Source organism: Streptomyces sp. HUAS TT11 (assembly GCF_051553595.1).
Taxonomy (GTDB): Bacteria; Actinomycetota; Actinomycetes; order Streptomycetales; family Streptomycetaceae; genus Streptomyces.
Genome location: NZ_CP196184.1, coordinates 2,625,892 through 2,651,023 on the forward strand (window position 1 = coordinate 2,625,892; position 25,132 = coordinate 2,651,023).

General features: G+C 70.8%; 26 protein-coding genes. 8 read left to right on the plus strand and 18 right to left on the minus strand.

Going from position 1 to position 25,132, the window contains the following annotated elements; translation table 11 throughout:
• The first annotated feature begins 17 nt into the window (after positions 1 to 17).
• Both ACSHXN_RS11795 and ACSHXN_RS11800 read left to right on the plus strand, forming a co-directional pair.
• Positions 18 to 689 (plus strand): potassium channel family protein, encoded by a 672-nt coding sequence (locus tag ACSHXN_RS11795; protein WP_059132262.1) that lies wholly within the window; start codon positions 18 to 20, stop codon positions 687 to 689.
• On the plus strand, positions 689 to 1,366 hold the full coding sequence (locus ACSHXN_RS11800) for a potassium channel family protein (protein ID WP_059132151.1): 678 nt from the start codon (positions 689 to 691) through the stop codon (positions 1,364 to 1,366). Before ACSHXN_RS11795 ends, ACSHXN_RS11800 begins: the two co-directional genes overlap by 1 nt.
• Before the next feature lie 101 nt (positions 1,367 to 1,467).
• Here the strand turns inward: ACSHXN_RS11800 and ACSHXN_RS11805 are convergent, their stop codons facing one another.
• The 8 genes from ACSHXN_RS11805 to ACSHXN_RS11840 form a co-directional block, all read right to left on the minus strand.
• Positions 1,468 to 2,193: a DUF3159 domain-containing protein gene (locus ACSHXN_RS11805; RefSeq protein ID WP_438303050.1), complete on the minus strand. Its 726-nt coding sequence runs from the start codon at positions 2,191 to 2,193 to the stop codon at positions 1,468 to 1,470.
• Between the two features lie 3 nt (positions 2,194 to 2,196).
• Positions 2,197 to 2,595 carry an OB-fold nucleic acid binding domain-containing protein gene (locus ACSHXN_RS11810; RefSeq protein ID WP_079050807.1) on the minus strand — a complete coding sequence of 133 codons (399 nt, stop codon included), beginning with the start codon at positions 2,593 to 2,595 and terminating at the stop codon, positions 2,197 to 2,199.
• A gap of 60 nt (positions 2,596 to 2,655) precedes the next feature.
• A complete protein-coding gene (locus tag ACSHXN_RS11815; protein WP_355129526.1) occupies positions 2,656 to 3,339 on the minus strand; it encodes a response regulator in 684 nt (227 codons plus the stop codon).
• Positions 3,336 to 5,879, minus strand: coding sequence for an ATP-binding protein (locus tag ACSHXN_RS11820; protein ID WP_355129528.1), 2,544 nt, complete (start codon positions 5,877 to 5,879; stop codon positions 3,336 to 3,338). The genes ACSHXN_RS11815 and ACSHXN_RS11820 overlap by 4 nt, the downstream gene beginning before the upstream one ends.
• Positions 5,880 to 6,076: 197 nt before the next feature.
• Entirely contained in the window at positions 6,077 to 7,288 is a 1,212-nt protein-coding gene (locus ACSHXN_RS11825; protein WP_355129530.1) for an alginate lyase family protein, read from the minus strand.
• Positions 7,289 to 7,459: 171 nt separating this feature from the next.
• The gene (locus tag ACSHXN_RS11830) at positions 7,460 to 8,227 is read right to left on the minus strand and encodes a DUF3710 domain-containing protein (protein ID WP_355129533.1); all 768 of its coding nucleotides are present in this window, start codon (positions 8,225 to 8,227) and stop codon (positions 7,460 to 7,462) included.
• 1 nt (position 8,228) lies between these two features.
• Positions 8,229 to 8,753: a dUTP diphosphatase gene (gene dut, locus ACSHXN_RS11835; protein ID WP_059132144.1), complete on the minus strand. Its 525-nt coding sequence runs from the start codon at positions 8,751 to 8,753 to the stop codon at positions 8,229 to 8,231.
• On the minus strand, positions 8,750 to 9,334 hold the full coding sequence (locus ACSHXN_RS11840) for a PaaI family thioesterase (RefSeq protein WP_438303053.1): 585 nt from the start codon (positions 9,332 to 9,334) through the stop codon (positions 8,750 to 8,752). The genes dut and ACSHXN_RS11840 overlap by 4 nt, the downstream gene beginning before the upstream one ends.
• A 58-nt stretch (positions 9,335 to 9,392) precedes the next feature.
• Here ACSHXN_RS11840 and ACSHXN_RS11845 point away from each other — a divergent pair, with 58 nt between their 5' ends.
• Positions 9,393 to 9,854, plus strand: a complete 462-nt coding sequence (locus tag ACSHXN_RS11845) for a DUF3093 domain-containing protein (protein ID WP_355129537.1) — start codon at positions 9,393 to 9,395, stop codon at positions 9,852 to 9,854.
• Between the two features lie 39 nt (positions 9,855 to 9,893).
• Here ACSHXN_RS11845 and ACSHXN_RS11850 read toward each other — a convergent pair whose 3' ends face one another.
• From ACSHXN_RS11850 to ACSHXN_RS11865, 4 genes are all read right to left on the minus strand, one after another.
• A complete protein-coding gene (locus ACSHXN_RS11850) occupies positions 9,894 to 10,784 on the minus strand; it encodes a hypothetical protein (protein ID WP_356113665.1) in 891 nt (296 codons plus the stop codon).
• A gap of 13 nt (positions 10,785 to 10,797) precedes the next feature.
• Positions 10,798 to 11,094, minus strand: coding sequence for a DUF4193 domain-containing protein (locus ACSHXN_RS11855; RefSeq protein WP_003993510.1), 297 nt, complete (start codon positions 11,092 to 11,094; stop codon positions 10,798 to 10,800).
• A gap of 392 nt (positions 11,095 to 11,486) precedes the next feature.
• Entirely contained in the window at positions 11,487 to 12,719 is a 1,233-nt protein-coding gene (locus ACSHXN_RS11860) for a sensor histidine kinase (RefSeq protein ID WP_355129752.1), read from the minus strand.
• 5 nt (positions 12,720 to 12,724) lie between these two features.
• Positions 12,725 to 13,378 (minus strand): response regulator transcription factor, encoded by a 654-nt coding sequence (locus ACSHXN_RS11865; protein ID WP_059132141.1) that lies wholly within the window; start codon positions 13,376 to 13,378, stop codon positions 12,725 to 12,727.
• 413 nt (positions 13,379 to 13,791) lie between these two features.
• On the opposite strand from ACSHXN_RS11865, the gene ACSHXN_RS11870 reads away from it, so the two are divergent.
• Entirely contained in the window at positions 13,792 to 13,965 is a 174-nt protein-coding gene (locus tag ACSHXN_RS11870; protein WP_181923169.1) for a hypothetical protein, read from the plus strand.
• A 336-nt stretch (positions 13,966 to 14,301) separates the two neighbouring features.
• Here the strand turns inward: ACSHXN_RS11870 and ACSHXN_RS11875 are convergent, their stop codons facing one another.
• Positions 14,302 to 15,120, minus strand: a complete 819-nt coding sequence (locus ACSHXN_RS11875) for an inositol monophosphatase family protein (RefSeq protein ID WP_361150089.1) — start codon at positions 15,118 to 15,120, stop codon at positions 14,302 to 14,304.
• 8 nt (positions 15,121 to 15,128) lie between these two features.
• Positions 15,129 to 16,256: a ferrochelatase gene (locus ACSHXN_RS11880; RefSeq protein ID WP_355129544.1), complete on the minus strand. Its 1,128-nt coding sequence runs from the start codon at positions 16,254 to 16,256 to the stop codon at positions 15,129 to 15,131.
• Positions 16,257 to 16,435: 179 nt separating this feature from the next.
• On the opposite strand from ACSHXN_RS11880, the gene ACSHXN_RS11885 reads away from it, so the two are divergent.
• From ACSHXN_RS11885 to sepH, 3 genes are all read left to right on the plus strand, one after another.
• The gene (locus ACSHXN_RS11885) at positions 16,436 to 17,674 is read left to right on the plus strand and encodes an MFS transporter (RefSeq protein ID WP_359461735.1); all 1,239 of its coding nucleotides are present in this window, start codon (positions 16,436 to 16,438) and stop codon (positions 17,672 to 17,674) included.
• Entirely contained in the window at positions 17,634 to 18,953 is a 1,320-nt protein-coding gene (locus ACSHXN_RS11890) for a D-arabinono-1,4-lactone oxidase (protein WP_438303057.1), read from the plus strand. Before ACSHXN_RS11885 ends, ACSHXN_RS11890 begins: the two co-directional genes overlap by 41 nt.
• A 540-nt stretch (positions 18,954 to 19,493) precedes the next feature.
• On the plus strand, positions 19,494 to 20,531 hold the full coding sequence (gene sepH, locus ACSHXN_RS11895; protein ID WP_355129549.1) for a septation protein SepH: 1,038 nt from the start codon (positions 19,494 to 19,496) through the stop codon (positions 20,529 to 20,531).
• Positions 20,532 to 20,588: 57 nt separating this feature from the next.
• Here the strand turns inward: sepH and ACSHXN_RS11900 are convergent, their stop codons facing one another.
• Positions 20,589 to 21,440, minus strand: a complete 852-nt coding sequence (locus tag ACSHXN_RS11900; protein WP_355129551.1) for a sulfurtransferase — start codon at positions 21,438 to 21,440, stop codon at positions 20,589 to 20,591.
• A 323-nt stretch (positions 21,441 to 21,763) separates the two neighbouring features.
• On the opposite strand from ACSHXN_RS11900, the gene ACSHXN_RS11905 reads away from it, so the two are divergent.
• A complete protein-coding gene (locus ACSHXN_RS11905) occupies positions 21,764 to 22,567 on the plus strand; it encodes a VOC family protein (RefSeq protein WP_355129553.1) in 804 nt (267 codons plus the stop codon).
• Between the two features lie 24 nt (positions 22,568 to 22,591).
• On the opposite strand, the gene ACSHXN_RS11910 is transcribed toward ACSHXN_RS11905, so the two are convergent.
• From ACSHXN_RS11910 to ACSHXN_RS11920, 3 genes are all read right to left on the minus strand, one after another.
• Entirely contained in the window at positions 22,592 to 23,242 is a 651-nt protein-coding gene (locus tag ACSHXN_RS11910; RefSeq protein ID WP_355129555.1) for a thymidine kinase, read from the minus strand.
• 75 nt (positions 23,243 to 23,317) lie between these two features.
• Complete coding sequence (locus tag ACSHXN_RS11915; protein WP_356113673.1) at positions 23,318 to 24,508, minus strand: alkaline phosphatase family protein; 1,191 nt, start codon at positions 24,506 to 24,508, stop codon at positions 23,318 to 23,320.
• Positions 24,508 to 25,095 carry a DUF5998 family protein gene (locus tag ACSHXN_RS11920; protein ID WP_355129559.1) on the minus strand — a complete coding sequence of 196 codons (588 nt, stop codon included), beginning with the start codon at positions 25,093 to 25,095 and terminating at the stop codon, positions 24,508 to 24,510. Before ACSHXN_RS11920 ends, ACSHXN_RS11915 begins: the two co-directional genes overlap by 1 nt.
• Between the last annotated feature and the right edge of the window lie 37 nt (positions 25,096 to 25,132).

Here is a 25,132-nt window from a genome sequence, read left to right on the forward strand (position 1 = left end):
ACATCGGAAGGACGGTCGTGCACATCGTCATCATGGGCTGCGGAAGAGTGGGTTCCGCTCTCGCCCAGACCCTGGAGCAACAGGGGCACACGGTCGCTGTGATCGACCAGGACCCCACCGCCTTCCGACGACTCGGCTCCGGGTTCGGCGGCCGTCGTGTCACCGGAGTGGGCTTCGACCAGGACACCCTGCGCGAGGCGGGCATCGAGGAGGCCGGCGCCTTCGCCGCCGTGTCCAGCGGTGACAACTCGAACATCATCGCGGCCCGCGTCGCCCGCGAGATGTTCGGCATCGAGAACGTCGCGGCCCGTATCTACGACCCTCGCCGTGCCGAGGTCTACCAGCGGCTCGGCATCCCGACCGTCGCCACGGTCCGCTGGACGGCCGACCAGATGCTGCGCCGGCTGCTGCCGTCGGGCGCCGAGCCGCTGTGGCGCGACCCCACCGGGGGCGTCCAGCTCGCCGAGGTGCACGCCTCACCGAAGTGGGTGGGTCACAAGATCAGCCGGCTGCAGGAGGAGACGGGCGTCCGGGTGGCGTTCCTGACCAGGCTCGGCGAGGCGATGCTGCCCACCTCGCAGACGGTGCTGCAGGAGGGCGACCTGGTGCACGTGATGATGCGGACGGACGACGTCGAGAAGGTCGAGACGGCGTTCGCCGAGGGGCCTGAAGGAGAGGGCGGTCACTGATGAGGGTCGCCATTGCCGGTGCCGGCGCCGTGGGCCGCTCGATCGCGGGCGAGCTCCTGGAGAACGGGCACGAGGTACTTCTGATCGACAAGGCGCCGACCGCGATCTCCGTCGAGCGCGTGCCCCAGGCGGAGTGGCTCCTGGCCGACGCCTGCGAGATCACGTCCCTGGACGAGGCGGCGCTCCAGCGCTGCAACGTGGTGATCGCCGCGACGGGCGACGACAAGGTGAACCTGGTCGTGTCGCTGCTGGCGAAGACCGAGTACGGCGTTCCGCGCGTCGTCGCCCGGGTGAACAACCCCAAGAACGAGTGGCTCTTCAACGAGGCCTGGGGGGTGGACGTCGCCGTCTCCACCCCGCGTCTGATGTCGGCCCTGGTCGAGGAGGCGGTGAGCGTCGGCGACCTGGTCCGGCTGCTCCGCTTCAGCCACGGTGACGCGAACCTGGTCGAGCTGACCCTGCCCCCGGAGTCGGCCCTGGCCGGCACCCAGGTGGGTGACGTGCAGTGGCCGGAGGACACGTCCCTGGTGACGATCATCCGTGGCACCCGGGTGCTGACCCCGAGCCAGGAGGACTCCCTGGAAGCGGGTGACGAGCTGCTGTTCGTGGCGGCCCAGGCCCGTGAGGAGCAGCTGGAGGAGCTGCTGTCGGTGCGCAAGGAGGACGCGGCCGGCTAGTCGTGGCACACGACAGGGGCGCCCCGGATGCTTCCGGGGCGCCCCTGTCGTTGCGTCTCGTTCCGCCGCGGGGGGGGCTTTCCGCCCGGCCGCGAGCGGGACTAGGACTCGCGGCGGTGCTTGCCCGCCGTCTCGCGCTCCTTCGCGGCGGCCTCCTCGGCGTCCATCTCCGCGAAGACGTCGATGGGCGCGGGCGCCTTCGCCAGGAAGACCCACGTCAGCCAGACGGCCAGCAGGAACGGCGGGATCTTCAGGGCGATCAGCACCCAGCCGAGCTGCGCGGTGTCGGCCCACCAGTAGAGCGGGAAGAGGATCGCGCACTTGGCGAGCAGGATCAGTCCCCAGGCCCAACTGGCCTTCGCGTACGCCTTCTTGCGGCCCGGGTTGCGGGTGCGCCAGGAGAGGTTCTCCTTGAAGACCGGGCCGAGGATCAGGCCGATCAGCGGGACTCCGGCGAGCGTGGTGATGATGTACGCCAGTGCCAGGCCCAGCGTGTAGAGCATGCCGGGCAGGTAGAAATCCTTCGCGTTGCCGGTCATCATCGCGAAGACCACACCGAAGGCCACCCCGAACACACCGCTGAAGGCGTGCTTGACGGTGTCCCTCATCGCGAGGCGCACCACGACCAGCACCAAGGACACCGCGAGCGCCGCGAGCGCCGAGAGGTGCAGGTCCTTGTTGATCGTGAAGATGGTGACGAAGAACAGGCCGGGCACCACGGTCTCGACCATGCCGCGGACCCCGCCGAACGCCTCGAAGAGCGCGGCCTCCGTCACCGCCCGCGAATCCTGCTGGGCGTCTTCGGTCGGCTTCTCGAGTGACGTCACCGGCTACTCCCGTCCGAGAGGTCTGAGTTCGTACTTCGGATTGAACAGCACTCTGCGGCCCCGGCTCATGGAGATCCGGCCCGACGCGATCAGCTTGCGTCCCGGTTCGATGCCGACGATGGAGCGCCTGCCGAGCCACACCACGTCCAGGGCGGCCGAACCGTCGAACAGCTCGGCCTCCAGCGCCGGGACACCGGCGCGCGGACGCAACGTGACCGTGCGCAAGGTACCAGTAACCGTGACGATCTGCCGGTCGTGGCAGTCGCCGATCCGGGTACAGCCTGCGGTCTCGGAGTCCTCCCGCAGCTCCTCGGACTCCAGGTCCTCCTGCGACGAGGAGAGCCGGTCGAGCATGCGCCGGAGGCGGCCGACCGGCCTTTCGGAGCGAGAAACAGCACTCATATCGCAAGCGTACCGGGGTGCGCCGAGGCCGACGTACTCACGGCACCGCCCGCCGCCGGCTCACCTCTCGAACCGGTACCCCATCCCCGGCTCCGTGATGAAGTGCTTCGGATGCGACGGGTCCAGCTCCAGCTTCCGCCGCAGCTGGGCCATGTACACCCGCAGGTAGTTCGTCTCCGTCCCGTACGACGGCCCCCACACCTCCTGCAGGAGCTGCTTCTGGCTGACCAGACGGCCCGTGTTGCGCACGAGTACCTCGAGCAGATGCCACTCCGTGGGGGTGAGGCGTACGTCCCTGCCCGCCCGGTTGACCTTCTTCGCGGCCAGGTCGACGGTGAAGCCCTCGGTCTCCACGATCACGTCGTCCTCGCCGCCCCCGTTCGGCTCGGCCCTGCGGACGGCGGCGCGCAGCCGGGCCAGCAGCTCGTCCATGCCGAAGGGCTTGGTGACGTAGTCGTCCGCTCCCGCGTCCAGCGCCTCCACCTTCTCGTCCGACGAGTGACGGGCGGAGAGCACCAGGATCGGCACCCGGGTCCAGCCGCGCAGACCCTTGATCACCTCGACGCCGTCCATGTCGGGCAGACCGAGGTCCAGGACCACGACGTCGGGGTGACGGGCGGCCGCGAGCTGGAGCGCGGTCGTGCCGTCGGGAGCCGCGTCGACCTCGTACTTGCGCGCCTTCAGATTGATCACGAGGGCGCGCACGATCTGCGGCTCGTCGTCGACCACGAGCACCCGGGTCATGTGGTTTGCCTTTCTGCTTCGGCCAGTCGTGCGGGGCCGTGGAAGCTTTCCACGGCCCGGAGAGTGAGGACCATCGTGAGCCCGCCGCCGGGGGTGTCCTCGGCGTTCAGAGTGCCACCCATGGCCTCGGCGAAGCCGCGCGCGACGGCGAGGCCGAGACCGACACCGGCGCCGCGCGGGGCGTCGCCGTAGCGCTGGAAGGGCTCGAAGATCCGGTCCTTCGCCTCGTCGGGCACTCCCGGGCCGCGGTCGACGATGCGGACCTCCACACGGTCGGCGAGGGCGCTCGCGGCGACCAGCACCGGCGTGGTGAGCGGGCTGTACTTCACGGCGTTCTCGACGAGGTTGGCGACCGTGCGCTCCAGCAGCCCGGCGTCCACATCGACCATCGGCAGGGTCTCCGGGATGTCCAGCTCCACGCTGTCCTCGGGCACGCCGCCGAGCGCCATGGGCACCACCTCGTCCAGGTCGACCGTCCGGATCAGCGGCGTGACGGTCCCGGTCTGCAGACGCGACATGTCCAGCAGATTGCCCACCAGGTGGTCCAGCCGGTCGGCACCCTCCTCGATCGAGGCCAGCAGCTCGGCGCGGTCCTCCTCGGACCACTCGACGTCCTCGGAGCGCAGGGAGGTCACCGATGCCTTGATGCCGGCCAGCGGGGTGCGCAGATCGTGGCTGACGGCCGCCAGCAGCGCGGTGCGGATGCGGTTGCCCTCGGCCAGGGCCCGGGCCTGCTCGGCCTCCTGCTGCAGACGCCGGCGGTCCAGTGCCACGACGGTCTGCGCGGCGAAGGCGGCCAGCACCCGGCGGTCGGAGGCGGGCAGAACCCGCCCGGACAGCGCCAGCGCGATGTGGTCACCGATCGGCACCTCCACGTCGGCGTCCTCGGGGCGCTCGGCCGCCGCGCCCGGGCCCACGCTGCCCGCGCAGGTCCAGGGATCGACCTCGCTCGTCCGTTCCAGCAGCGCCGCGGCGTCCATGCCGAACGTCTCACGCACACGTTCGAGGAGCTCGTCCACGCTGGTCTCGCCGCGCAGCACGCTGCCCGAGAGGAAGGAGAGGATCTCCGACTCGGCGCGCAGGCGGGCGGCCTGATGCGTACGCCGGGCCGCGAGGTCCACCACCGAGGCCACCGACACCGCGACCGCGACGAAGATCACGATCGCGACGATGTTCCTCGGGTCGGCGACGGTCAGCCGGTGCAGCGGGGGCGTGTAGTAGTAGTTCAGCAGCAGGGAGCCGAAGGCGGCGGAGGCCAGGGCCGGAAGGAGCCCGCCGAGCAGGGCCGCGGCCACGGTCAGCGCCAGGAACAGCAGCATGTCGTTGGCGAGGCCGAGATCGACGGTGTTCAGCAGCAGCGCCAGGACGATCGGGCCGAGGATGCCGACCAGCCAGCCCGCCACGATGCGCGAGCGGCCGAGGCGGGCGCCCCGGGCGACCGGGAGCCCGCGGCCCTTGGCGACCTCCTCGTGCGTGACGATGTGCACGTCGAGGTCGGGGCCGGACTCGCGGGCGACCGTCGTACCGACACCGGGTCCGAAGATGTACTGCCAGGTCTTGCGGCGCGAGGAGCCGAGCACGATCTGGGTCGCGTTCACGCCGCGGGCGAAGTCCAGCAGCGCCGCGGGTATGTCCTCGCCCACCACGTGGTGGAAGGTGCCGCCCAGGTCCTCGACGAGGGTGCGCTGGACGGCGAGCTCCTTCGGCGAGGCCGAGGTGAGCCCGTCGGTGCGGGAGATGTAGACGGCCAGCACCTCGCCGCCGGCGCCCTTCTCCGCGAGCCGCGCGGCCCGGCGGATCAGGGTGCGCCCCTCGGGGCCGCCCGTCAGGCCCACGACGATGCGCTCGCGCGAACCCCAGATCTTCGACACCCGGTGTTCGCTGCGGTACGCGGTCAGGTACTCGTCGACCCGGTCCGCCACCCACAGCAGGGCCAGCTCCCGCAGAGCGGTCAGGTTTCCGGGCCGGAAGTAGTTGGACAGGGCGGCGTCCACCTTGTCCGACTTGTAGATGTTGCCGTGCGCCATCCGTCTGCGCAGCGCCTGGGGCGACATGTCCACCAGCTCGATCTGGTCGGCGCGGCGCACCACCTCGTCGGGGACGGTCTCGCGCTGGCGTATGCCCGTGATGGCCTCGACGACGTCGCCGAGGGACTCCAGGTGCTGGATGTTGACGGTCGAGACGACGTCGATCCCCGCGGCCAGCAGCTCCTCGACGTCCTGCCAGCGCTTGGCGTTGCGGGAGCCGGGCACATTGGTGTGGGCGAGTTCGTCCACGAGGGCGACGGCCGGGGCGCGGCGCAGGACCGCGTCCACGTCCATCTCGGTGAAGACCGAGCCGCGATGCAGGAGCTCCTTGCGCGGGATCTGCTCCAGGCCGTGCAGCATCACCTCGGTGCGCGGGCGGGCGTGGTGCTCGACGAAGGCCACGACACAGTCGGTACCGCGTTCGACGCGCCGGTGTGCCTCGGACAGCATCGCGTAGGTCTTGCCCACGCCCGGTGCCGCACCGAGGTAGATCCGAAGTTTGCCGCGTCCCATGGCCCCATTGTCTTCCCGTCGCAGCTACGCACGCTGCGTACGCTGCGTCGACCTTACGGCCAATAATTACGGCAAAAGGGGCACGATGCGCCCGGCAGGGCCTCTTTGACGCAACCCTGATACGCCCACGCGGGGCTCCCGTTCGGGGTACGGCGGCCGGGTCCGGAAACAGCGAGGGCGCGGCCGCCGTACGCAGGTCAGCTGGGGTTGTCCCCGTGCGTCAGGGTCTCCCAGGCGACGAAGAGGTTGTTGCTGCCCGCCGGGCGGTTCCGCTCGGTCAGTGCCTGGGTGTTCGTCATCGCGATGCCCAGGCGGTTGTGCAGGGCGTTGTATCCCACCTCGGTGACCGGGCCGAGGCCGAGGGTGAGCGAGCCGCCGCACAGCCAATCGGGTACGGCCGTGCCGAGCTGGTACTTGGACTGGAACCCGAGGGCCTGCCGCAGCCGCTCTCCGACGTCGGTGCCGTACAGGTCCTGTCCCTGGATGCGGCTGGTCTCGGCCACGTGCGAGATGGCGGAGATGCCGTACCCGGTGTGGGTGAGGTCACGGCAGGTCTCCTGGGTGAGCCCGGTGACGAAGGTCGACTGCCCCTGCCAGTAGTTGACGATCTTGTCCCTGGTGTCGAGGTTCTGGCTGGGCACGGTCTTGGGCAGATCGCCGTCGGAGGCGAGGTAGACGTACGCGGCCGTCCGGGTGCGGAACCTCGCCATCGCCTTGTCGTAGGACGTCCTGTCCTCCAGGAAGACCGATATGCCGACCGCGGCCTCCATCATGGACAGCTCCCAGTTCCCGTTGGAGTTGGAGCCGCCGATCACCTTCGGCAGGTAGACGTCGCGGAGCATGGTGGCGAAGCGTCCGGAGTTCGCCCAGGTACCGGTGTAGGTGTACTTGATGATCTCCGCGGCCTTGGGCCACGAGGAGCCCGCCCAGCCGGTCTGCAGGGGCGCGTTGCTGTTGGTGTGCTCCTTGATGACGGCCGACCAGGCGTCCATCAGCTGGATGGACTTCTTCGCGTACCGGTCGTCGCGCGTGATGTACCAGGCGAGGGCGTCGGTGTACGCGGCGATCGCGTCCTCACGCTCGTCGGTGCAGCCGTAGTTCGGATTCGAGTACGAGCCGCACTCGACGGTGGCGCGGGGCTTGGGGGTGCGGTTCAGGTCCGCGTACTTGCTCGCCGTCATCTGGTCGAAGGCGCCCTTCCAGGGCTGGGCGCCGGCGTCGACCTTGCTGCGGGCGAAGTCCAGCTGGGCCCTGGAGACGGTGACTCCGGGATGGGCGAAGGTCGTGGGGGCGGCCTCCGCGCGGTGGGCCTGGGGCTGGAGGAGAAGTCCGGTCACCAGTGCGGCGACCAGTGTGACGAACAGTAAGGCCCGTGATCTGCGGCGATGACGTGGGGGTGCAGCAGCCATGCGACAGCCATCCGTTCTCGTATGTGAACAATGAGCGCCTCTTTGAACGCTCGCGATGGCCGCAGACCATAGGTACAGACCAACCGTGCGTCAAGGGTCCGCGCACCCGGCACACATAAAGGCCGCGCCCCTGCTGGGGCACGGCCTTTGTCGGTTGTGTCGGAGAGCCGGTCAGCGGACCTCGGTGATCTCGGGTCCCCGCTGCAACTGGCCCATACCACCGGAGAAGCGGGATCCCGCCTCCTCCGTCTGCACGCCCTCGGGCACCATCTGCGCGTCGTTGGGCAGCTTGAGGACGATCGGATCGCGCGGCGCCATCGGGCCTTCACCACGGAGCACGACGGTGTCCCGGAAGATCTGCTCGAGCAGCCCCGCCGCCTGCGGCTGAACGGCACCCTGGCCGGAGATCACACCGCGCAGGAACCAGCGGGGGCCGTCCACACCGACGAACCGCACGACCTGGAATCCACCCGTGCCGTCCGGCAGCTGCACCGGCACCTGCGCCCGCAGCTCCCAGCCCAGCGAACCCTCGACCTCGTCGACGATGCCGCCCTGCTGGGTGATGCCGCTGGCGATCTCCTCGCGGACCTCGCCCCAGATGCCCTCGCGCTTGGGCGCGGCGAAGGCCTGCAACTGGATGGCGCTGTCCCTGAGCACGACGGTCGCGGCGACGATCGCGTCGCCCGCGACCTCGACCCGCAGCTCCATGCCCTCGACCCCGGGCACGAACAGCCCGCCCAGGTCCACCCGGCCCTCGCCGGGCTCACGGACCTCGGACCTGTCCCAGGGGCCGTCGGGCCGGGGCTCCGGCTCGAGCCGCACGCGCTCTCGCTCGACCTCTACGTCTACGTCCGCCTCAGTGTCGACACCGTCGACGACCTGCTCGGCCTCGCCGGCCGCGTCCTCGGCGGCACCCTTCTTGTTGCGACGTCCGAACACGTCACTGTCCTTCCCGGTCGGATACGACCGAAGCGTATCGATTCCCACCCGTTGTGCCGCCCACGGCGGCATGACCGCCGGTGGACCCGAAGCCCCCCTCGGCACGCGCCGAGTCGGGAAGCTCCGCGACCTCCTGGAAACGGACCCTCTCCACCTGTTGGACGACCAGCTGGGCAATCCGGTCGAAGCGCTCGAACCGCACGGACTCGCGCGGATCGAGATTCACCACGATCACCTTGATCTCTCCACGGTACCCGGCATCAACCGTCCCTGGGGCATTCACCAGGGCGACACCGCAGCGGGCTGCGAGACCGGAACGTGGGTGCACGAAGGCCGCGTACCCCTCCGGGAGCGCGACAGACACGCCCGTGGGGAGCACGGCCCGCTCCCCGGGCTTCAGCTCGCGGCTCTCGGTGGTGCGCAGATCGGCTCCCGCATCCCCGGGATGCGCATACGCCGGGAGCGGTACGTCGGGGTCGACGCGCCGGATGAGCACGGCGAGTTCGCGGCGGGGCTCACTGCTCACGGATTCACCTCGAAGGCTCGCGCGCGCCGGACCTGGTCCGGGTCGTCCATGGCCGCCCGGATCTCCTGCGGGCGGCCGTTGTCGACGAAATGGTCGACCTTCACCTCGATGAACACGGCGCCGGCACGGACGGCGACGGGCCCCTCGGGCCCTCCTATCCGACCGGTCGCCCTCGAGTAGATCTTCCGCCCGGCCACCGCCGTCACCGCGGCCTCCAGATGCAGCACGGTGCCCACCGGCACGGGCCGCACGAAGTCGGTCTCCAGCCGGCCGGTCACCGCGATCGTGCGCAGCAGCCAGTTCAGCGAGCCGAGGGTCTCGTCGAGGGCGGTCGCGAGCACCCCGCCGTGGGCGAGTCCGGGCGCACCCTGGTGGGCGGACCGCACGGTGAACTCGGCGGTGAGCGAGACGCCCTCACCGGCCCGCGCCTCCAGATGCAGGCCGTGGGGCTGGGCTCCTCCGCATCCGAAGCACTGGTCGTAGTGCGCGCCGAGCAGTTCCCCGGGGGCGGGGGCGTCGGGGTGCCGTATGGGCGCCACGGCATCGGCCGGCGGTGCCAGAGCTTCGGAAGTACCACTCACAGGCGCAGACCTTACCCGCGCGTGAATGCGTTCCCGACACCGTGCCAAGCTTGCTTCCATGCAGCTTTCCGCGTCGCCGTACGAAGAACGCCTCACCGCGCCCCGGTCCTGGTGGCTGATGTGCCTCCTGGTCGGCTTCGCCCTGGCCCTCGTCCTGGTGCCGTTCGGCACGCTCCCGCTGCTCGGCGGGCTGGTCGGCGGCACGGCGGCCTCGGCGGTCGTGGCGAGCTCGTACGGCTCCGTGCGTATCCGGGTGGTGGGCGACTCGCTGATCGCCGGCGAGGCGAAGATCCCGCTGTCGGCGCTCGGCGACTCCGAGGTCCTGGACGCGGAGGAGGCCCGCGCGTGGCGCACGTACAAGGCGAACACACGTGCCTTCATGCTGCTGCGCGCTTACATTCCGAGGGCCCTGAAGGTCCAGGTCGTGGACCCGGAGGACCCGACGCCGTACCTGTACCTGTCGTCCAGGGAGCCGGAGAGGCTGGCGGCGGCGATCGAGGCGGCGCGGGCGCAGGTGTAGCGGCGGCGCGACCCGGTCCGCCGGGCGCGGAAGGGGACGTCAGTCCTCGATCTGCAGGGGGTGCTTCGGCTTCTCCAGCGGCGGCAGCTCCGGCAGTGCCTCCCAGGGCACCTGCGCCTTGCGCAGATCCCTCCGGATCCGCTCCGCCAGCCGCTTGGTGTCCCGCCGGTTCATGACCGCGCCCACCGCGGCACCCACCATGAAGGGCATCAGGTTCGGCAGGTCCCGGACCATCCGCTTCATGATCTGCTGCCGCAGCTCCCGCTTCATCCGCCCGCCGAGGGCGGCGTCCACGGTCGACGGCTTGGTCACTTCGATGCCGCGCTCCCCCGACCAGGACCTCAGATACGTGGTGCTGCGCTGGCTGATGTTCCCGGGCGGCCGCACCCCGTACACCTCGTGCAGTTCGGCGATCAGTTTCAGTTCGATCGCCGCGACGCCGGTGATCTCCGTGGCCAGCTCGGTCGGCATGGCGGGCGGTACGGGCAGCATCGCGGCCGCCCCGATCCCGGCCCCGACCGTGGCCGTCGCCCGGGCGGCGCCCGAGACGAGCTTGTCGGCGAGCTCCTCGGGCCCGAGGCCGGGGAATTGCCCGCGCAGGGTCTTGAGGTCCCGTACGGGGATTCGCGGGCCGATCTCGATGATCCGGTCTGCGAGGTACCCCAGTCCCGCCTTGGCCTGGCTGCCGCCCTTGCGGACGCCTTCCAGGATTCCGTCCCGGACGGCGGTCGCCCGCCGCCGTGCGACGGGTGCCGGGGGTCGGGCCGGCACCTCGGGCACAGCCGCATGGTTCACCGGCTCGAGCGAGGCTGCTTCCGGATCGGAAGCGCCCCGCTCGTCGTCACGCACGCCATTGGAGCCTTCAAGAGGCTCCGGGTCCGCTCCCCTGTGCAGGAAGCGGCGCTTCCGGGGAGGGGTCGAGCCAGTCACGGCCGACCCCGCCTCAGTCGCAGTCGCGACAGATCGGCTGACCGTTCTTCTCCCGGGCCAGCTGGCTGCGGTGGTGGACCAGGAAGCAGCTCATGCAGGTGAACTCGTCCTGCTGCTTCGGCAGTACACGGACGGCCAACTCCTCGTTCGAGAGGTCGGCGCCCGGGAGTTCCAGGCCTTCGGCGGCCTCGAACTCGTCGACGTCCACCGCGGAGGCGGACTTGTCGTTCCTCCTGGCCTTCAGCTCCTCAAGGCTGTCGGAATCGACATCGTCGTCGGTCTTGCGTGGGGTGTCGTAATCGGTTGCCATTTCGCTCTCCCCCTCTGGGTGTCTGCGGGTGTCTCCAGCGCACGTAACGCGTGAGAGGCCGGACTTGTGCCCGCCTCGAGGCGGAGATTTTGCCTCACATCAAGGTCTGTTACTCAATCGACACCCAACCGAACTCCTCAAGAGTGATCGGCTTGGATGGCGAACGGGACCGTACACGGTCCGCATGCCGCACTTCAAAGGCATCTCCCCGTGTACTTCCCGTGATCAAGCCCCGGGAAAACCCGGATTTTCCGGCTTTATACGCCTCCACGGGATCACGGAGAGTAGATGGCCGGAAAGGCGCCGTTGTGATCGATCACACATGGCCGGCCCACATACTGGTCTTGAAAATTCCGCGCAAAGCGAACATGCGGACAGCGGGCCGACGCGCCTCAGACGGGCAGGACGACGCGCATCACGAGGCCACCTCCCTCGCGGGGCTGCGCGGTGATGTGACCGCCGTGGGCGCGCGCCACGGACCGCGCGATGGACAGGCCCAGGCCCACCCCCTTGTCGCTGCCCGTCCGCTCCGTACGCAGCCGTGTGAAGGGCTCGAAGAGGTTGTCGATCTCGTAGGCCGGGACCACCGGTCCGGTGTTGGCGACCACCAGGACCGCCTGACCGTGCTGGAGCTGGGTCGTCACATCGACCCAGCCGTCCTTCGGGATGTTGTACCGCACCGCGTTCTGCACGAGGTTCAGCGCGATCCGCTCCAGCAGGACCCCGTTGCCCTGGACGACCGCCGGGGCGCGGTCGCCGCGGAGCTCGACACCCTTGGCCTCCGCCTCGGCATGCACCTGGTCCACGGCCTGCGCGGCCACCTCCGCGAGGTCGACGGGCTTGCGCTCGACGATCTGGTTGTCGCTGCGGGCGAGCAGCAGCAGCCCCTCCACGAGCTGCTCGCTGCGCTCGTTGGTCGCCAGCAGGGTCCTGCCGAGCTGCTGGAGCTCCACGGGGGCCCCCGGATCGGACAGGTGCACCTCCAGGAGGGTGCGGTTGATCGCGAGCGGCGTGCGCAGCTCGTGCGAGGCGTTGCCGACGAACCGCTGCTGGGCCGTGAACGCCCGCTGCAGCCGCTCGAGCATGTCGTCGAAGGTGTCGGCGAGCTCCTTGAGCTCGTCGTCCGGGCCGTCCAGCTCGATCCGGCGGGACAGGTCGGAGCCGGCGACCGCGCGGGCGGTCCGGGTGATCCGGCCGAGCGGCGACAGGACGCGGCCCGCCATCGCGTACCCGAAGGCGAAGGCGATCACGGCGAGGCCGAGCAGGGCCAGCAGCGAGCGGCTGAGCAGGTTGTCCAGGGCGTGCTGGCGCTGCTCGTTCACGCAGGCGTTCATCGCGTTGTTGAGCTCGTTCGCCGTCGGGGACGACGGGAAGTTGCAGGTGTCGCTGGCGACCTGGCCCGAAAGGATCTTGAACGGCAGGTCGCTGCCCACATTGAGTGCGTGCGCGGCGAACAGATAGATGATCGACAGCAGCAGGATGCCGGCGATCAGGAACATGCCGCCGTAGAGCAGGGTGAGCCTTATGCGGATGGTCGGGCGCAGCCAGGGGAACGGGGGTTCCGGCCTGCGGGGGTCCCAGGTGGGCCTGGGCGGCGCCGTAGGCGGTGCTGGTGTGGTGGCCACGGTCATCAGATCCGGTATCCCGAGCCGGGCACGGTGACGATGACGGCCGGCTCACCGAGCTTGCGGCGCAGGGTCATGACCGTCACACGCACGACGTTGGTGAAGGGGTCGGTGTTCTCGTCCCAGGCCTTCTCCAGCAGCTGCTCGGCCGAGACGACGGCGCCCTCGCTGCGCATCAGGACCTCCAGGACCGCGAACTCCTTGGGCGCCAGCTGGACCTCCTTGCCGTCGCGGAACACCTCGCGGCGGTTGGGGTCGAGCTTGATCCCGGCACGCTCCAGGACGGGCGGCAGCGGCACGCTCGTACGCCTGCCGAGGGCGCGCACGCGCGCGATGAGCTCGCTGAACGCGAACGGCTTCGGCAGGTAGTCGTCGGCGCCGATCTCCAGGCCCTCCACACGGTCGCTGACGTCACCCGAGGCGGTGAGCATCAGCACCCGGGTCGGCATGCCCAGTTCGACGATCTTGCGGCACACGTCGTCGCCGTGCACGACCGGCAGGTCCCGGTCGAGGACGACGACGTCGTAGTCGTTGACGCCGATGCGCTCCAGGGCTGCCGCGCCGTCGTACACGACGTCGACGGCCATGGCCTCCCGGCGCAGTCCGGTGGCCACCGCATCGGCGAGCAGCTGCTCGTCCTCGACGACGAGTACGCGCACGTCGCTTGTCCTTCCTGTGTCCACCCGCGTAGCCCTGCTGCGGGCAGCCCACGGACGGGTCTGTCATGGATGAGGGCTCCATCCTGCCCTTTTCGGCCGTAAACCGGCTGTAAGACGGCCGGGAGGACTCGGGAAGCCCGTCCGAGGGGTCCGGGAATGAGAAATTTTCTCGGAGGGTTGAGGTTTCCGCGGAAGGGAGCGGGGGGAGGACGGCTTTACACCCCGCGATCACGCTCTGCATGTGGCACACCACCATGTGGTCGGCTGCTCGACTTCCCGTAGAGCGGGCGTGGGTGTCCGGCACCGTCGCCGCCCAGCCAGGGCAGCGCTGGGCACCCAGAAGACGTGATCGCCCCTTCCGAAGGGCACACCCCCGTGCCACACACCCACGACCCACGACGAGGGGGCGCAGCATGGACGCATTCACCGCAGGACTTCTGCAGCGCATACGGGCTACCGAGTCCGACCTGACGCGGGCCCGCGAAACCGGCGACGACTTCCTCGCGGAGGTCGAGCAGTCGGAGCTCGACGACCTGCACCGCCTTGCCGCCGAGCACGGTGTGGAAGTCGGCGCGACACGCGTCTGATCAGCTCGCGCGGAGCGGGCCCCGGGCAGATCCAGGCCGGGGCCCGCTCCGTGTCCTGCGCCGGGGGTGAGCACGCCCGGCCGTACCCTCGCCCGGGCCCTGGAAGCCTGCTCCGCCGCTCCCGGACGGCGGACGCGGCTCATCCGTGCGGCCGAGCCCTTCGGGCCGTTCCGGGCCGCGCTCAGCCGATCGGCCACCGCCCCGCCGTCCCGCCGCCGCGGGCGGTCCACGTCGGTGCGCCGGCGCCGCGTACCCCGTACGGCCCAGACCGCCGCGGCCGATCGGGTGGCGCCGCGGAGTTTTTCCGCGGCCCGTCCCGATCGGCGCGTCGCGGCGTCAGTCGTGCCAGGCCCCCAGCTCGTCCAGCCTGGCCTGGAGCTGTGCGAAGAGGCCCGGAGTCGCCGCGACCGTGAGCGCCGGGGAAAGCGGCTCCCCGGGGCGCCCGCCGGTCACTGCGCCCGCCTCACGGGCGATCAGGTCGCCCGCCGCGTAGTCCCAGGGGTTCAGCCCCCGCTCGTAGTACGCGTCCAGACGGCCTGCCGCCACATCGCACAGGTCGATCGCCGCGGAGCCGCCCCGGCGGATGTCCCGCACCTCGGGGATCAGCCGCCGGGCCACCTCGGCCTGCTGGGCCTTGCGCTCGGCGAGATACCCGAAGCCGGTGCTGACCAGGGCGAGACCCAGCTCCGACGCGGGGCGCACACGCGCGGGGCGGTCGTTCACGAACGCGCCCTCTCCCAGGACCGCCCGGAAGATCTCCCCCCGCATCGGTGCGTGGACCACCCCGACAAGCGTCTCCCCGTCCTGGCGGGCCGCGATGGAGATGGCCCAACTGGGCAGCCCGTACAGATAGTTGACCGTGCCGTCGATGGGGTCGATCACCCATTCGACACCACTGCTGCCCTCGACGCTGGCCCCCTCCTCGCCGAGCAGGCCGTCGTCCGGCCGGCGGTCGGAGATCAGCCCGGTGATCAGCTTCTCGGCGGCGATGTCCATCTCGGTGACCACGTCGATGGCGCTGGACTTGGTGGCGGCCACGCCCAGGTCCTCGGGCCGCGCGTCGCGCAGGAAGGAGCCCGCCCGGGCGGCGGCCTCCAGCGCGATCTCCAGAAGTTCGTTCCTCAGCCGGTCGGACGACCGGGGCTGCTCGGTCACGGTGCTCCTCACACGTACGGACTGTCGGCGCCCGCGGCGGCGGGACGCGGGGCACGGGCGGGGCAGCACCCCACCGGACAGACGTTGTGGCTCGGGCCGAGCGCGCCGAGCGCGCAGGGCGTCACCTGCCGCCCGCGCTCGGTCGCGGCCCGCTCGACGATCAGGTCACGGACGGCGGCGGCGAAGCGCGGGTCGGCACCGACGGTGGCCGAGCGGCGCACCGGCAGTCCCAGTTCCTCCGCCTTGGCCGTCGCCTCCGTGTCGAGGTCGTACAGCACCTCCATGTGGTCCGAGACGAACCCGATGGGCGCCATCACGACCGCCGGGACACCGGCACCGTGCAGCTCCTCCAGATGGTCGCAGATGTCCGGCTCCAGCCACGGGATGTGCGGGGCACCCGAGCGCGACTGGTAGACGAGCCGCCAGGGACGCTCGACGCCGGTCCGCTCGCGCACGGCGTCCGCGATCAGCCGTGCCACGTCCAGGTGCTGCCGTACGTACGCGCCGCCTTCTCCGTGGCCCTCGGCGGGGCCTGAGGTGTCCGCCGCGGAGTCCGGGATGGAGTGCGTGCTGAAGGCGATGTGCGCGCCGGCCCTGACGTCCTCGGGGAGGTCGGCCAGGGACTTCAGGACGCCCTCGATCATCGGCTCGACGAAACCGGGGTGGTTGAAGTAGTGCCGCAGTTTGTCGATCCTCGGCAGCGGGCGGCCCTCCTCCTCCAGGGTGGCCAGCGCGCCCGCGAGGTCCTCGCGGTACTGGCGGCAGCCCGAGTAGGAGGCGTAGGCGCTGGTGGCGACGACCAGGATGCGGCGGTGCCCGTCCGCGACCATCTCGCGCAGGGTGTCCGTCACATAGGGCGCCCAGTTGCGGTTGCCCCAGTAGACCGGCAGACCCAGACCGTGCTCGGCGAAGTCCTTGCGCAGGGCGTCGAGGAGGGTGCGGTTCTGGCCGTTGATGGGGCTGACCCCGCCGAACAGGAAGTAGTGCTGCCCCACCTCCTTCAGGCGCTCCCTGGGGATGCCCCGGCCCCTGGTCACGTTCTCCAGGAACGGAACCACGTCGTCCGGCCCTTCCGGGCCTCCGAACGAGAGGAGCAAGAGGGCGTCGTACGGGCTGGCATCCAGTGCATCGGGCATGTCTACGATCCTGCCACCCGCCTCGGACGACACCCCCGCCGCCCGGCCGCGTGCCCTCGGACCCGACCCGAGCCTGCCCGAACACTGGTGCGAGCCCTCTGCCCGGCATACGTTAGGGTTTCCTGACTCGTAAGGCACATGCTCGCATTTCACGCCTTACCGGACGCTTCGGAGACCCCGTGCCCAGCCCCTACCGCGCCCTGTTCGCCGCCCCCGGCTCCAAGGGCTTCTCCGCCGCCGGCTTCCTGGGCCGGATGCCGCTGTCGATGATGGGCATCGGCCTGGTGACGATGATCTCGCAGCTCACCGGGCGCTACGGGCTCGCGGGCGCCCTCTCCGCCACCCTCGCCCTGTCCGCGGCCGCGATCGGACCGCAGATCTCGCGCCTGGTGGACCGGCACGGGCAGCGCCGGGTGCTGCGCCCGGCGACGCTCGTCGCGCTGCTCGCGGCGGCCGGTCTGCTGCTGACCGCGCACTTCACCTGGCCGGACTGGGTGCTGTTCGTGTGCGCCGCCGGCATCGGCGCGGTGCCGAGCCTCGGCGCCATGATCAGGGCCCGCTGGGCGGCCGTGTACGGGGGCACCCCGCAGTTGCACACCGCCTACTCCTTCGAGTCGGTGGTCGACGAGGTCTGCTTCATCTTCGGGCCCATCATCTCGATCGGGCTGTCCACGGCCTGGTTCCCGGAGGCAGGCCCCCTGCTCGCCGCCTGCTTCCTGGCGGCCGGCGTCTTCTGGCTGACCGCCCAGCGCTCCACCGAACCCGCACCGCACCCCCGGGAGCGGAACAGCGGCGGGACGGCGCTGCGTTCCCCCGGCCTCCAGGTTCTGGTGGCCACGTTCACGGCGACCGGAGCGATCTTCGGCGCGGTCGACGTGGTCACCGTCGCCTTCGCCGACGAACTGGGCCACAAGGCGGCCGCGAGCGTCGTCCTGGCGCTGTACGCGGCGGGTTCCTGCGCCGCCGGCCTGGTCTTCGGACTGCTGCGCTTCACCGGTGCGCCGGAACGCAGATGGCTACTGGGCATATGCGCCATGGCCGTGAGTATGATCCCCCTCCAACTGGTCGGAAACTTGCCGTCTCTGGCCGTGGCGCTGTTCGTTGCGGGCCTGTCCATCGCACCCACGATGATCACGACGATGGCCCTCATCGAGCGGCACGTACCACGCGCGCACCTGACCGAGGGGATGACCTGGGTGTCCACCGGGCTCGCGGTCGGCGTGGCGATCGGCTCGTCCGTGGCCGGCAAGGTGATCGATGCCGCCGGCGCGGAGGCCGGGTACGAGGTTCCGGCGCTGTCCGGGGCCGTCGCGGTCGCGGTCGGTTTCCTCGGGTACCGCCGGCTGGGCAGGCCGGCTCCGCAGCGGGGAGGGTCCCATGAGCACCACAGTGAGCGGGAAGAGCGGCACGTGGCGTAACTGGGCGGGGAACGTCACCGCCCACCCCGTACGAGAGGTCGCCCCCGCCTCGGTGGAGGAGCTCTCCGCCGCGGTGCGCAAGGCGGCCGAGGACGGTTTGCGGGTGAAGGCGGTCGGCACCGGGCACTCCTTCACGGCGACCGCGGCGACCGACGGCGTACTGATCCGCCCTCAACTGCTGACGGGCATCCGCCGCATCGACCGCGAGGAGGGCACCGTCACCGTCGAGGCGGGCACCCCGCTCAAGAGGCTCAACGTCGCCCTCGCGCGTGAGGGGCTGTCCCTGACGAACATGGGCGACATCATGGAGCAGACCGTCTCCGGCGCCACCAGCACCGGTACGCACGGCACCGGTCGGGACTCGGCCTCCATCGCCGCCCAGATCAGGGGACTCGAACTGGTCACAGCGGACGGCTCGGTGCTGACCTGCTCCGAGAAGGAGAACGCGGACGTCTTCGCGGCCGCACGCGTCGGCCTCGGCGCCCTGGGGGTCATCACGGCGATCACCTTCGCGGTGGAACCGCTCTTCCTGCTCACCGCCCGCGAGGAGCCGATGCCCCTGGACAGGGTCCTTGCCGAGTTCGACGAACTGTGGACCGAGAACGAGCACTTCGAGTTCTACTGGTTCCCGCACACGGGCAGCACCAACACCAAGCGCAACAACCGAAGCGCCGGGCCCCCGAAGCCGGTCGGGCAGCTGAGCGGCTGGTTCGAGGACGAGTTCCTCTCCAACGGCGTCTTCCAGGTGGCCAATTGGGTCGGCCGTGCCGTGCCCGCCGCCGTCCCGGCCATCGCCGGCGTCTCCAGTCGCGCCCTGTCGGCCCGTACGTACACCGACATCGCCTACCGGGTCTTCACGTCGCCGCGCCGGGTGCGGTTCGTGGAGATGGAGTACGCCGTCCCCCGGGAAGCCCTGCCGCAGACGCTGCGTGAACTGAAGACCATGGTCGACCGCTCAACCCTTCGGGTGAGCTTCCCGGTCGAGGTCCGCACCGCACCGGCGGACGACATCACGCTCTCCACCGCGTCCGGTCGGGACAGCGCGTACATCGCCGTACACATGTTCCGCGGTACGCCGTATCGGTCCTACTTCACCGCCGCCGAGCAGATATTCACGGCCCACGGCGGCCGCCCGCACTGGGGCAAGGTGCACACCCGGGACGCGGACTACTTCGCGGAGGTCTATCCGCGCTTCGGGGAGTTCACCGCTCTGCGGGACCGCCTCGACCCGGACCGCCGTTTCGGGAACGACTACCTGCGCCGGACGCTCGGGGCCTAGCAGGACCGGGGGCGGCCGTCCGAGGACCGCTCATATCCGGCCGCTTCCTTCACCTTCCGCCCCCGCCCCCTTCTGCGCCCGTATCCGCACCCGTTTCCGTCGCCCGACCGCATGAAATGAGGGACGCGCGTCCGAAACAATTCGCTCCGATTCTGGCAATTGGGTGAGGTGCGCCACGTTTGATGTGCACGAAAACGGCACAACGGGCGACCAACTCGCACCCCTTGCCAGAAGTTGGGCGGCGTGCCGATCCACTTACGTGGCCCGAATGGAGTACTGTTGCGAGCCCTGGGTCCGGTCTCCCGCCAGGGTGTCCAGGGCCTTGCTGGACCGTTTGGAGGGGGCTAGTTGCACAGGGTGACGGAGTTGGTCACTTAGCGTTGCGGATAGGTAACCGTGCCATAACGGCGATCCAGGGCAGGTGCCCGACACGCCGGGCAACTCGGCAAGGTTGTGGCAGGCTGCACCCGGGCAGGCCACACTCGACTAGCGGAAGCAGCGACGCACGTGACGTCGGCAGGCACCACCCGGGAGGTCCCCATGCCCGAACTGCGTGTCGTGGCCGTCTCCAATGACGGCACACGGCTGGTGCTGAAGGCTGCGGACAGCACGGAGTACACGCTTCCGATCGACGAACGGCTCCGCGCCGCCGTGCGCGGCGACCGTCCCCGCCTCGGCCAGATCGAGATCGAGGTGGAGAGCCATCTCCGCCCCCGAGACATCCAGGCGCGTATACGTGCCGGCGCGTCCGCCGAAGAGGTGGCGCAGCTCGCCGGAATCCCCGTCGACCGTGTCCGCCGCTTCGAGGGACCCGTCCTCGCCGAGCGCGCCTTCATGGCCGAGCGGGCCCGCAAGACGCCCGTGCGCCGGCCCGGAGAGAACGCCGGTCCCCAACTCGGCGAGGCGGTCCAGGAGCGGTTGCTGCTCCGCGGTGCACAGAAGGACACCGTTCAGTGGGACTCCTGGCGCCGCGACGACGGCACCTGGGAGGTCCTCCTCGTCTACCTCGTGGCGGGCGAGACGCACTCCGCCAGCTGGACGTACGACCCGCCCCGGCGGCTCGTCCAGGCCGTCGACGACGAGGCACGTTCGCTGATCGGCGAGTCCGACGACCTCGCGGCGTCCGAGCCGAGTCATCCCTTCGTGCCGAGGATCGCGCGTCTGCCGCGCGAGGGCCGGATGGACCGCGCCCTCGAGCGCCAGGCGGAGCGCCCCGTGCTTCCGGCGCAGTCCTCGGAGCCCGCGGAGGAGACCACCGGGGAGCGGGACTCGCTCACCAGCCTCCTCGAAGCGGTGCCCAGCTTCCGTGGGGACCTGGTGGTGCCCGAGCGCCCGGCGGACCCGCCGGAGGAACCCGTCCAGGAGCCCGCGGCGGAGGAGCCGCCCGCTCCCGCGGCCTCGGCCGGTTCGGCGTACGCGGACGTCCTCATGCCGCGCACGGTCGGCAGCCACCGCGACCGTCTGGTCGGCGCGACGGACCGGCAGGCGGAGGCGGACGGTGTCCGCCCGGGCCGCAGGGCCGCGGTCCCGAGCTGGGACGAGATCGTGTTCGGAACACGGCGCAAGAAGCAGGAGTAGCAGAGAGACGGACGAGGGGCGGGGAACACGCGAGGGCGTGTTCCCCGCCCCTCGTGTTCACTGGGGGTCGGCGCCCACCGCGACCGGACGGCTGTCGTCCGCCGACCACTCCGACCACGACCCCGCATAGAGCGCGGCCCCGAATCCCGCGATCGTGAGCGCCAGCACCTCGTGTGCGGCGGAGACACCCGATCCGCAGTAGACACCGACCTCGGTGCCCTCCTTGACGCCCAGTGACTCGAAGCGCCGGGCGAGCTCGACGGCGGGCAGGAAGTGGCCGCTCCCGGTCACGTTCTCCGTCGTCGGCGCCGACACAGCGCCGGGGATGTGGCCGCCCACCCGGTCGATCGGCTCCACCTCGCCCCGGTAGCGTTCGCCGGCCCGGGCATCCAGGAGCAGCCCGGTGCGGGCCACGGCCGCGGCGCCGTCGGCGTCCAGCAGCGGCAGCCCGCCCGGTACGGGCCGGAAGTCGCCGGGGACCGGCTCCTCGGCGCCGGTGGCCAGCGGCCCCTCCCAGGCGGCCAGTCCGCCGTCGAGCACGCGGACGTCCGGGTGCCCTGTCCAGCGCAGCATCCACCATGCGCGGGCGGCGGACCATCCCTGACCGCCGTCGTACACCACGACCGGCGCGTCCGAGACCACGCCCGCGGCCCGCATCGCCGCGCCGAAATGCTCCAGGGTGGGCAGCGGATGCCGACCGGCGGGCCCGGGCGGGCCCGCGAGATCGGCGTCCAGATCCACGAACACGGCGCCCGGAATGTGCCCCGACGCATGGGCGGCACGCCCGTCGAAGGGAGGAGCGCCGGCCGCTGCCGCAGCGCTCAGCTGCCAGCGGACGTCCAGGAGCGTCGGCGGCCGGGACGCCGCCAAGTCGCTCGCGAGTTCGGATGCGGAGATGATGGCCTTCATGACCCCCATCCTCGCGCACGGGGTGGCCGAGTCGCCGATGTCCGGCTACCCTGCTCCGCCGGACAGGTCCGTTCACCCGGTGTACGGGAGCGGGTACATGCTGTACAGCTGATGGTCAACACACGGCAATCGCGCCGAAACGGACGAGAAACCTTTCTCCGGGCATTCTCCGACCGTACGGCGCCGCGACACGAGCGGCCGGAGAGCGGGGTGCGACCGACCGTGTGGGCATCGGCAGGGAGCGTGCCGATGCGGATACGCGGCGGGGCAGTGCGCAGGCGGAGGCCGAACGGCCGCCACAAGGGGCCGAGGAGAGAGTGACCATGACCGAGGCACGGGGGTCGGCGGGCCTGACCGGCACGACGCACGAGAGGCACGCACCCGGCACGCCGTGCTGGGTGAGTCTGATGGTGCACGGGATGACCGCGACCCAGGAGTTCTACCACGCGCTGTTCGGCTGGGAGTTCCAGCCCGGGCCACAGCCCCTGGGGCCCTACGTCCGGGCGCTGCTCAACGGCTACGAGGTGGCCGGCATCGGCCAGCTGCCCCTGGACCGGCATCTGCCGATCGCCTGGACCCCGTATCTCGGGTCGGACGACGTGGACGCGACGGCCGAGCAGGTGCGCAGCTGCGGGGGCACCGTGGGTGTCGGCCCGCTGGACGCGGCCGAGGCCGGCCGGCTGGCGATCGCCTGCGACCCGATGGGCGCGGTCTTCGGCATCTGGCAGGCGGCCGACCACCTCGGCACGGGTCTGACGGGCGTCCCCGGCACCCCGGTCTGGAACGAGCTGATCACCTACGACACGGCGAGCGTCGCCACGTTCTACCGGACGGTCTTCGGTTATGCCGAGGAACCGGTCGTCTCGCCCGACTTCGACTACGTCACCCTCCACACCGAGGGCCGTCCCGTCGCCGGCATCCATGGCGTCGGGCATGATCTGCCCCGGGACCGGGGAGCGCACTGGATGACGTATTTCCAGGTCAGCGACGCGGACAAGACCGCCGACCGGGTCGTCGAGCTGGGCGGCCATGTCGTGCGGGCACAGTGCAACACGGCCCTGGGCCGCATGATCACGGTGGCGGACCCCGAGGGCGCGACCTTCTCCGTGGTCAGCCCGCTCGGCTGACCCACCGGCCGAACCGGTGAGGCGTCAGGTGGACGCCACGGGCAGGACGTCCGGGGACAGCGCCGCCGCACGGGCGGAGGCGGCCGTCATTCGACGGCGGTGGTGACGACGGCACAGCACCTCGTAGCCGATCTCGTCCGCGGAACGGTTCACATCCCCCACGACCACCTGCGCGCCCTCGACCACCATCTCCCCGCCGACCGTACGGGCGTTGTGGGTGGCCCGGGCGCCGCACCAGCACAGGGCCTCCACCTGGAGGACCTCGACCCGGTCCGCCAGCTCCACAAGACGCTGCGACCCGGGGAAGAGCTTGCTGCGGAAGTCGGTCGTGATACCGAAGGCGTAGACGTCGAGCCCCAGATCGTCGACCACACGGGCGAGTTGGTCGATCTGCACCGGCGCGAGGAACTGCGCCTCGTCCGCGATCACATAGTCGGCGCGCCCGCCCTGCGAGAGATGGTCCACGACATACACGTACAGATCCTGTCCGTCCGCCACCTCGACCGCGTCCCTGACCAGGCCGAGCCGTGAGGAGAGCTTTCCCTCGCCCGCCCGGTCGTCCCGCGTGAAGATGATGCCCTGCAGCCCGCGCGTCGAGCGGTTGTGCTCGATCTGGAGAGCCAGCGTCGACTTCCCGCAGTCCATCGTTCCGGAGAAGAACACCAGCTCGGGCATGAGGGGATGAGGACCTTTCGGGTCAGGACGTGCGGATCTCGGGGAGCGTACCGGGCGCCGGGACGTGCACCGCGCTCAGGTACGTACTTGGAGCAAGGGCACCAGCTGTTCCACGGGTGTCATCGAGCCGTGGTTGCCGACCATCGCCGACTCCTTCGGCTCCCGCTCGGACGCGATGATGAGGACATCGTCGTGCGCCGCCGCGACCACGTCGCCGATGCGCCGGTACACCCGTTCGTCGACGTGCGGACCGAACCAGCCCGCCGCGATCGCCTCGTCCCGCGAGGCCACCCAGAACTGCTCGCCGAGCACCTCGCGCCAGCAGGTCACCACGTCGTTCTCGGCGCCCGGCACGGCGTACACATGGCGGGCACGGCCCTCGCCGCCCAGCAGGGCGACTCCGGCCCGCAGTTCCCAGTCCTCGTCGAAGTCGATGCGGTGCCGCTCGTCGAAGGGGATGTCGAGCATGCCGTGGTCGGCGGTGATGTACAGAGCGGTGCGCGGGGGCAGCTGCTCGGCGAGCCGCTGGACCAGCCGGTCGACATACATGAGCTGGCCCCGCCAGGCGTCCGAGTCGACGCCGAAGCGGTGTCCGGCGCCGTCGAGCTCCGCGTAGTACGTGTAGACCAACGCCCGGTTGCCCGCCGCGAGTTGCTCGGCCGCGAGGTCCATGCGGTCCTCGCCCGTCAGCCGCCCGAGGAACGTTCCACCGCTGAGCGCGACCTTGGTCAGCGGGGTGTTCTCGAAGGCCGGGGAGGAGACCTGGGCGGTGTGCACGCCCGCCTCGTGGGCCAGCTGGAAGACGGTGGGGTAGGGCTGCCAGAGGCGCGGCGAGGTCCAGGGCTGCCAGCGCAGCTGGTTCATCAGCTCCCCGGTGTCCGGGTTGCGCGCCGTGTAGCCGGGCAGACCGTGCGCGCCGGGCGGCAGCCCCGTTCCGACCGAGGCGAGCGAGGTCGCGGTGGTCGCCGGGTAGCCCGCCGTGATCGGCCGGCCGGTGCCGCCCCGCGAGGACGCCAGGAGCGAGGTGAGGAAAGGCGCGTCCTCGGGGTGCGCCCGCAGCTGCTCCCACCCGAGGCCGTCGACCAGGAACACGCAGTTGCGGTCGGCCGCGGTCAGCTCCGGTATGGCGGCGGCCTGACCCGGGACCCCCATACCCGCGGCCAAGGTGGGCAGGAGGTCGGCCAGTGAGCCGGTGCCGTACTCGGGGAGCGGCGCGGATCCGGCGGCGAGCGGCTCCGGATGGTCGTCCCAGGTGGTCAGTGCCATCAGCCGGCGAGGTCCGCGGTCGCCTCGGAGAGGGACTGCGCGAAGGCGAGCGCCTGGCGCACCGTCTCCGGGCCGTCCCCGGTCTCGCTGACGCGCAGGCTGAGGTCGTCGGCGGTCGAGCTGCCGGTGTAGCCGTGGTCCGCCTCGCAGTTGGGGTCGCCGCAGGCCGCGGGTTCCAGGTCGATGCGGGAGACGGCGCCCCATCCGATCGTCAGGACGACCTCACGCGGAAGCGTGCCGGGCGCGTACGACTCCGGGTTGGCGACCACGCGGCTGACGACGACCGACGAGATCCGGCCGAGCTTCACCGATTCCGTGGACGTCGTCGCGTACGGCGTCGGGGAGGTGTCGTCGGCGGCCTGCTCATCGGTGTGGCTGACGATGAAGCGGTTGCCGGTGAGGACCAGCACGGTCACATGGCGGCGCACCTCGTTCGCGTCGAACGTGGTCTCCTGATGGACCAGGTACGACCGGATGGGCTCGCCGCCCACGGCCGCTTCCACCGCCTCGGCCACGAGAGCCGGGTAGTAGCCGCTGCGCTCGATCGCCGCCCGCAGCCCCTGGGTCGTCGTACTGGTCTTGGCCATGACGTCCATCCTACGGGGGCGCACTGACTGCGAGGCA

What these genes read in the sequence shown, in the direction of transcription:
- ACSHXN_RS11800 (WP_059132151.1), top strand. Translation starts at nt 689, where the DNA reads ATGAGGGTCGCCATTGCCGGTGCCGGCGCCGTGGGCCGCTCGATCGCG.
- ACSHXN_RS11810 (WP_079050807.1), bottom strand. Translation starts at nt 2,595, where the DNA reads ATGAGTGCTGTTTCTCGCTCCGAAAGGCCGGTCGGCCGCCTCCGGCGC.
- ACSHXN_RS11815 (WP_355129526.1), bottom strand. Translation starts at nt 3,339, where the DNA reads ATGACCCGGGTGCTCGTGGTCGACGACGAGCCGCAGATCGTGCGCGCC.
- ACSHXN_RS11820 (WP_355129528.1), bottom strand. Translation starts at nt 5,879, where the DNA reads ATGGGACGCGGCAAACTTCGGATCTACCTCGGTGCGGCACCGGGCGTG.
- ACSHXN_RS11825 (WP_355129530.1), bottom strand. Translation starts at nt 7,288, where the DNA reads ATGGCTGCTGCACCCCCACGTCATCGCCGCAGATCACGGGCCTTACTG.
- ACSHXN_RS11845 (WP_355129537.1), top strand. Translation starts at nt 9,393, where the DNA reads ATGCAGCTTTCCGCGTCGCCGTACGAAGAACGCCTCACCGCGCCCCGG.
- ACSHXN_RS11855 (WP_003993510.1), bottom strand. Translation starts at nt 11,094, where the DNA reads ATGGCAACCGATTACGACACCCCACGCAAGACCGACGACGATGTCGAT.
- ACSHXN_RS11870 (WP_181923169.1), top strand. Translation starts at nt 13,792, where the DNA reads ATGGACGCATTCACCGCAGGACTTCTGCAGCGCATACGGGCTACCGAG.
- ACSHXN_RS11880 (WP_355129544.1), bottom strand. Translation starts at nt 16,256, where the DNA reads ATGCCCGATGCACTGGATGCCAGCCCGTACGACGCCCTCTTGCTCCTC.
- ACSHXN_RS11890 (WP_438303057.1), top strand. Translation starts at nt 17,634, where the DNA reads ATGAGCACCACAGTGAGCGGGAAGAGCGGCACGTGGCGTAACTGGGCG.
- sepH (WP_355129549.1), top strand. Translation starts at nt 19,494, where the DNA reads ATGCCCGAACTGCGTGTCGTGGCCGTCTCCAATGACGGCACACGGCTG.
- ACSHXN_RS11900 (WP_355129551.1), bottom strand. Translation starts at nt 21,440, where the DNA reads ATGAAGGCCATCATCTCCGCATCCGAACTCGCGAGCGACTTGGCGGCG.
- ACSHXN_RS11905 (WP_355129553.1), top strand. Translation starts at nt 21,764, where the DNA reads ATGACCGAGGCACGGGGGTCGGCGGGCCTGACCGGCACGACGCACGAG.
- ACSHXN_RS11910 (WP_355129555.1), bottom strand. Translation starts at nt 23,242, where the DNA reads ATGCCCGAGCTGGTGTTCTTCTCCGGAACGATGGACTGCGGGAAGTCG.
- ACSHXN_RS11915 (WP_356113673.1), bottom strand. Translation starts at nt 24,508, where the DNA reads ATGGCACTGACCACCTGGGACGACCATCCGGAGCCGCTCGCCGCCGGA.
- ACSHXN_RS11920 (WP_355129559.1), bottom strand. Translation starts at nt 25,095, where the DNA reads ATGGCCAAGACCAGTACGACGACCCAGGGGCTGCGGGCGGCGATCGAG.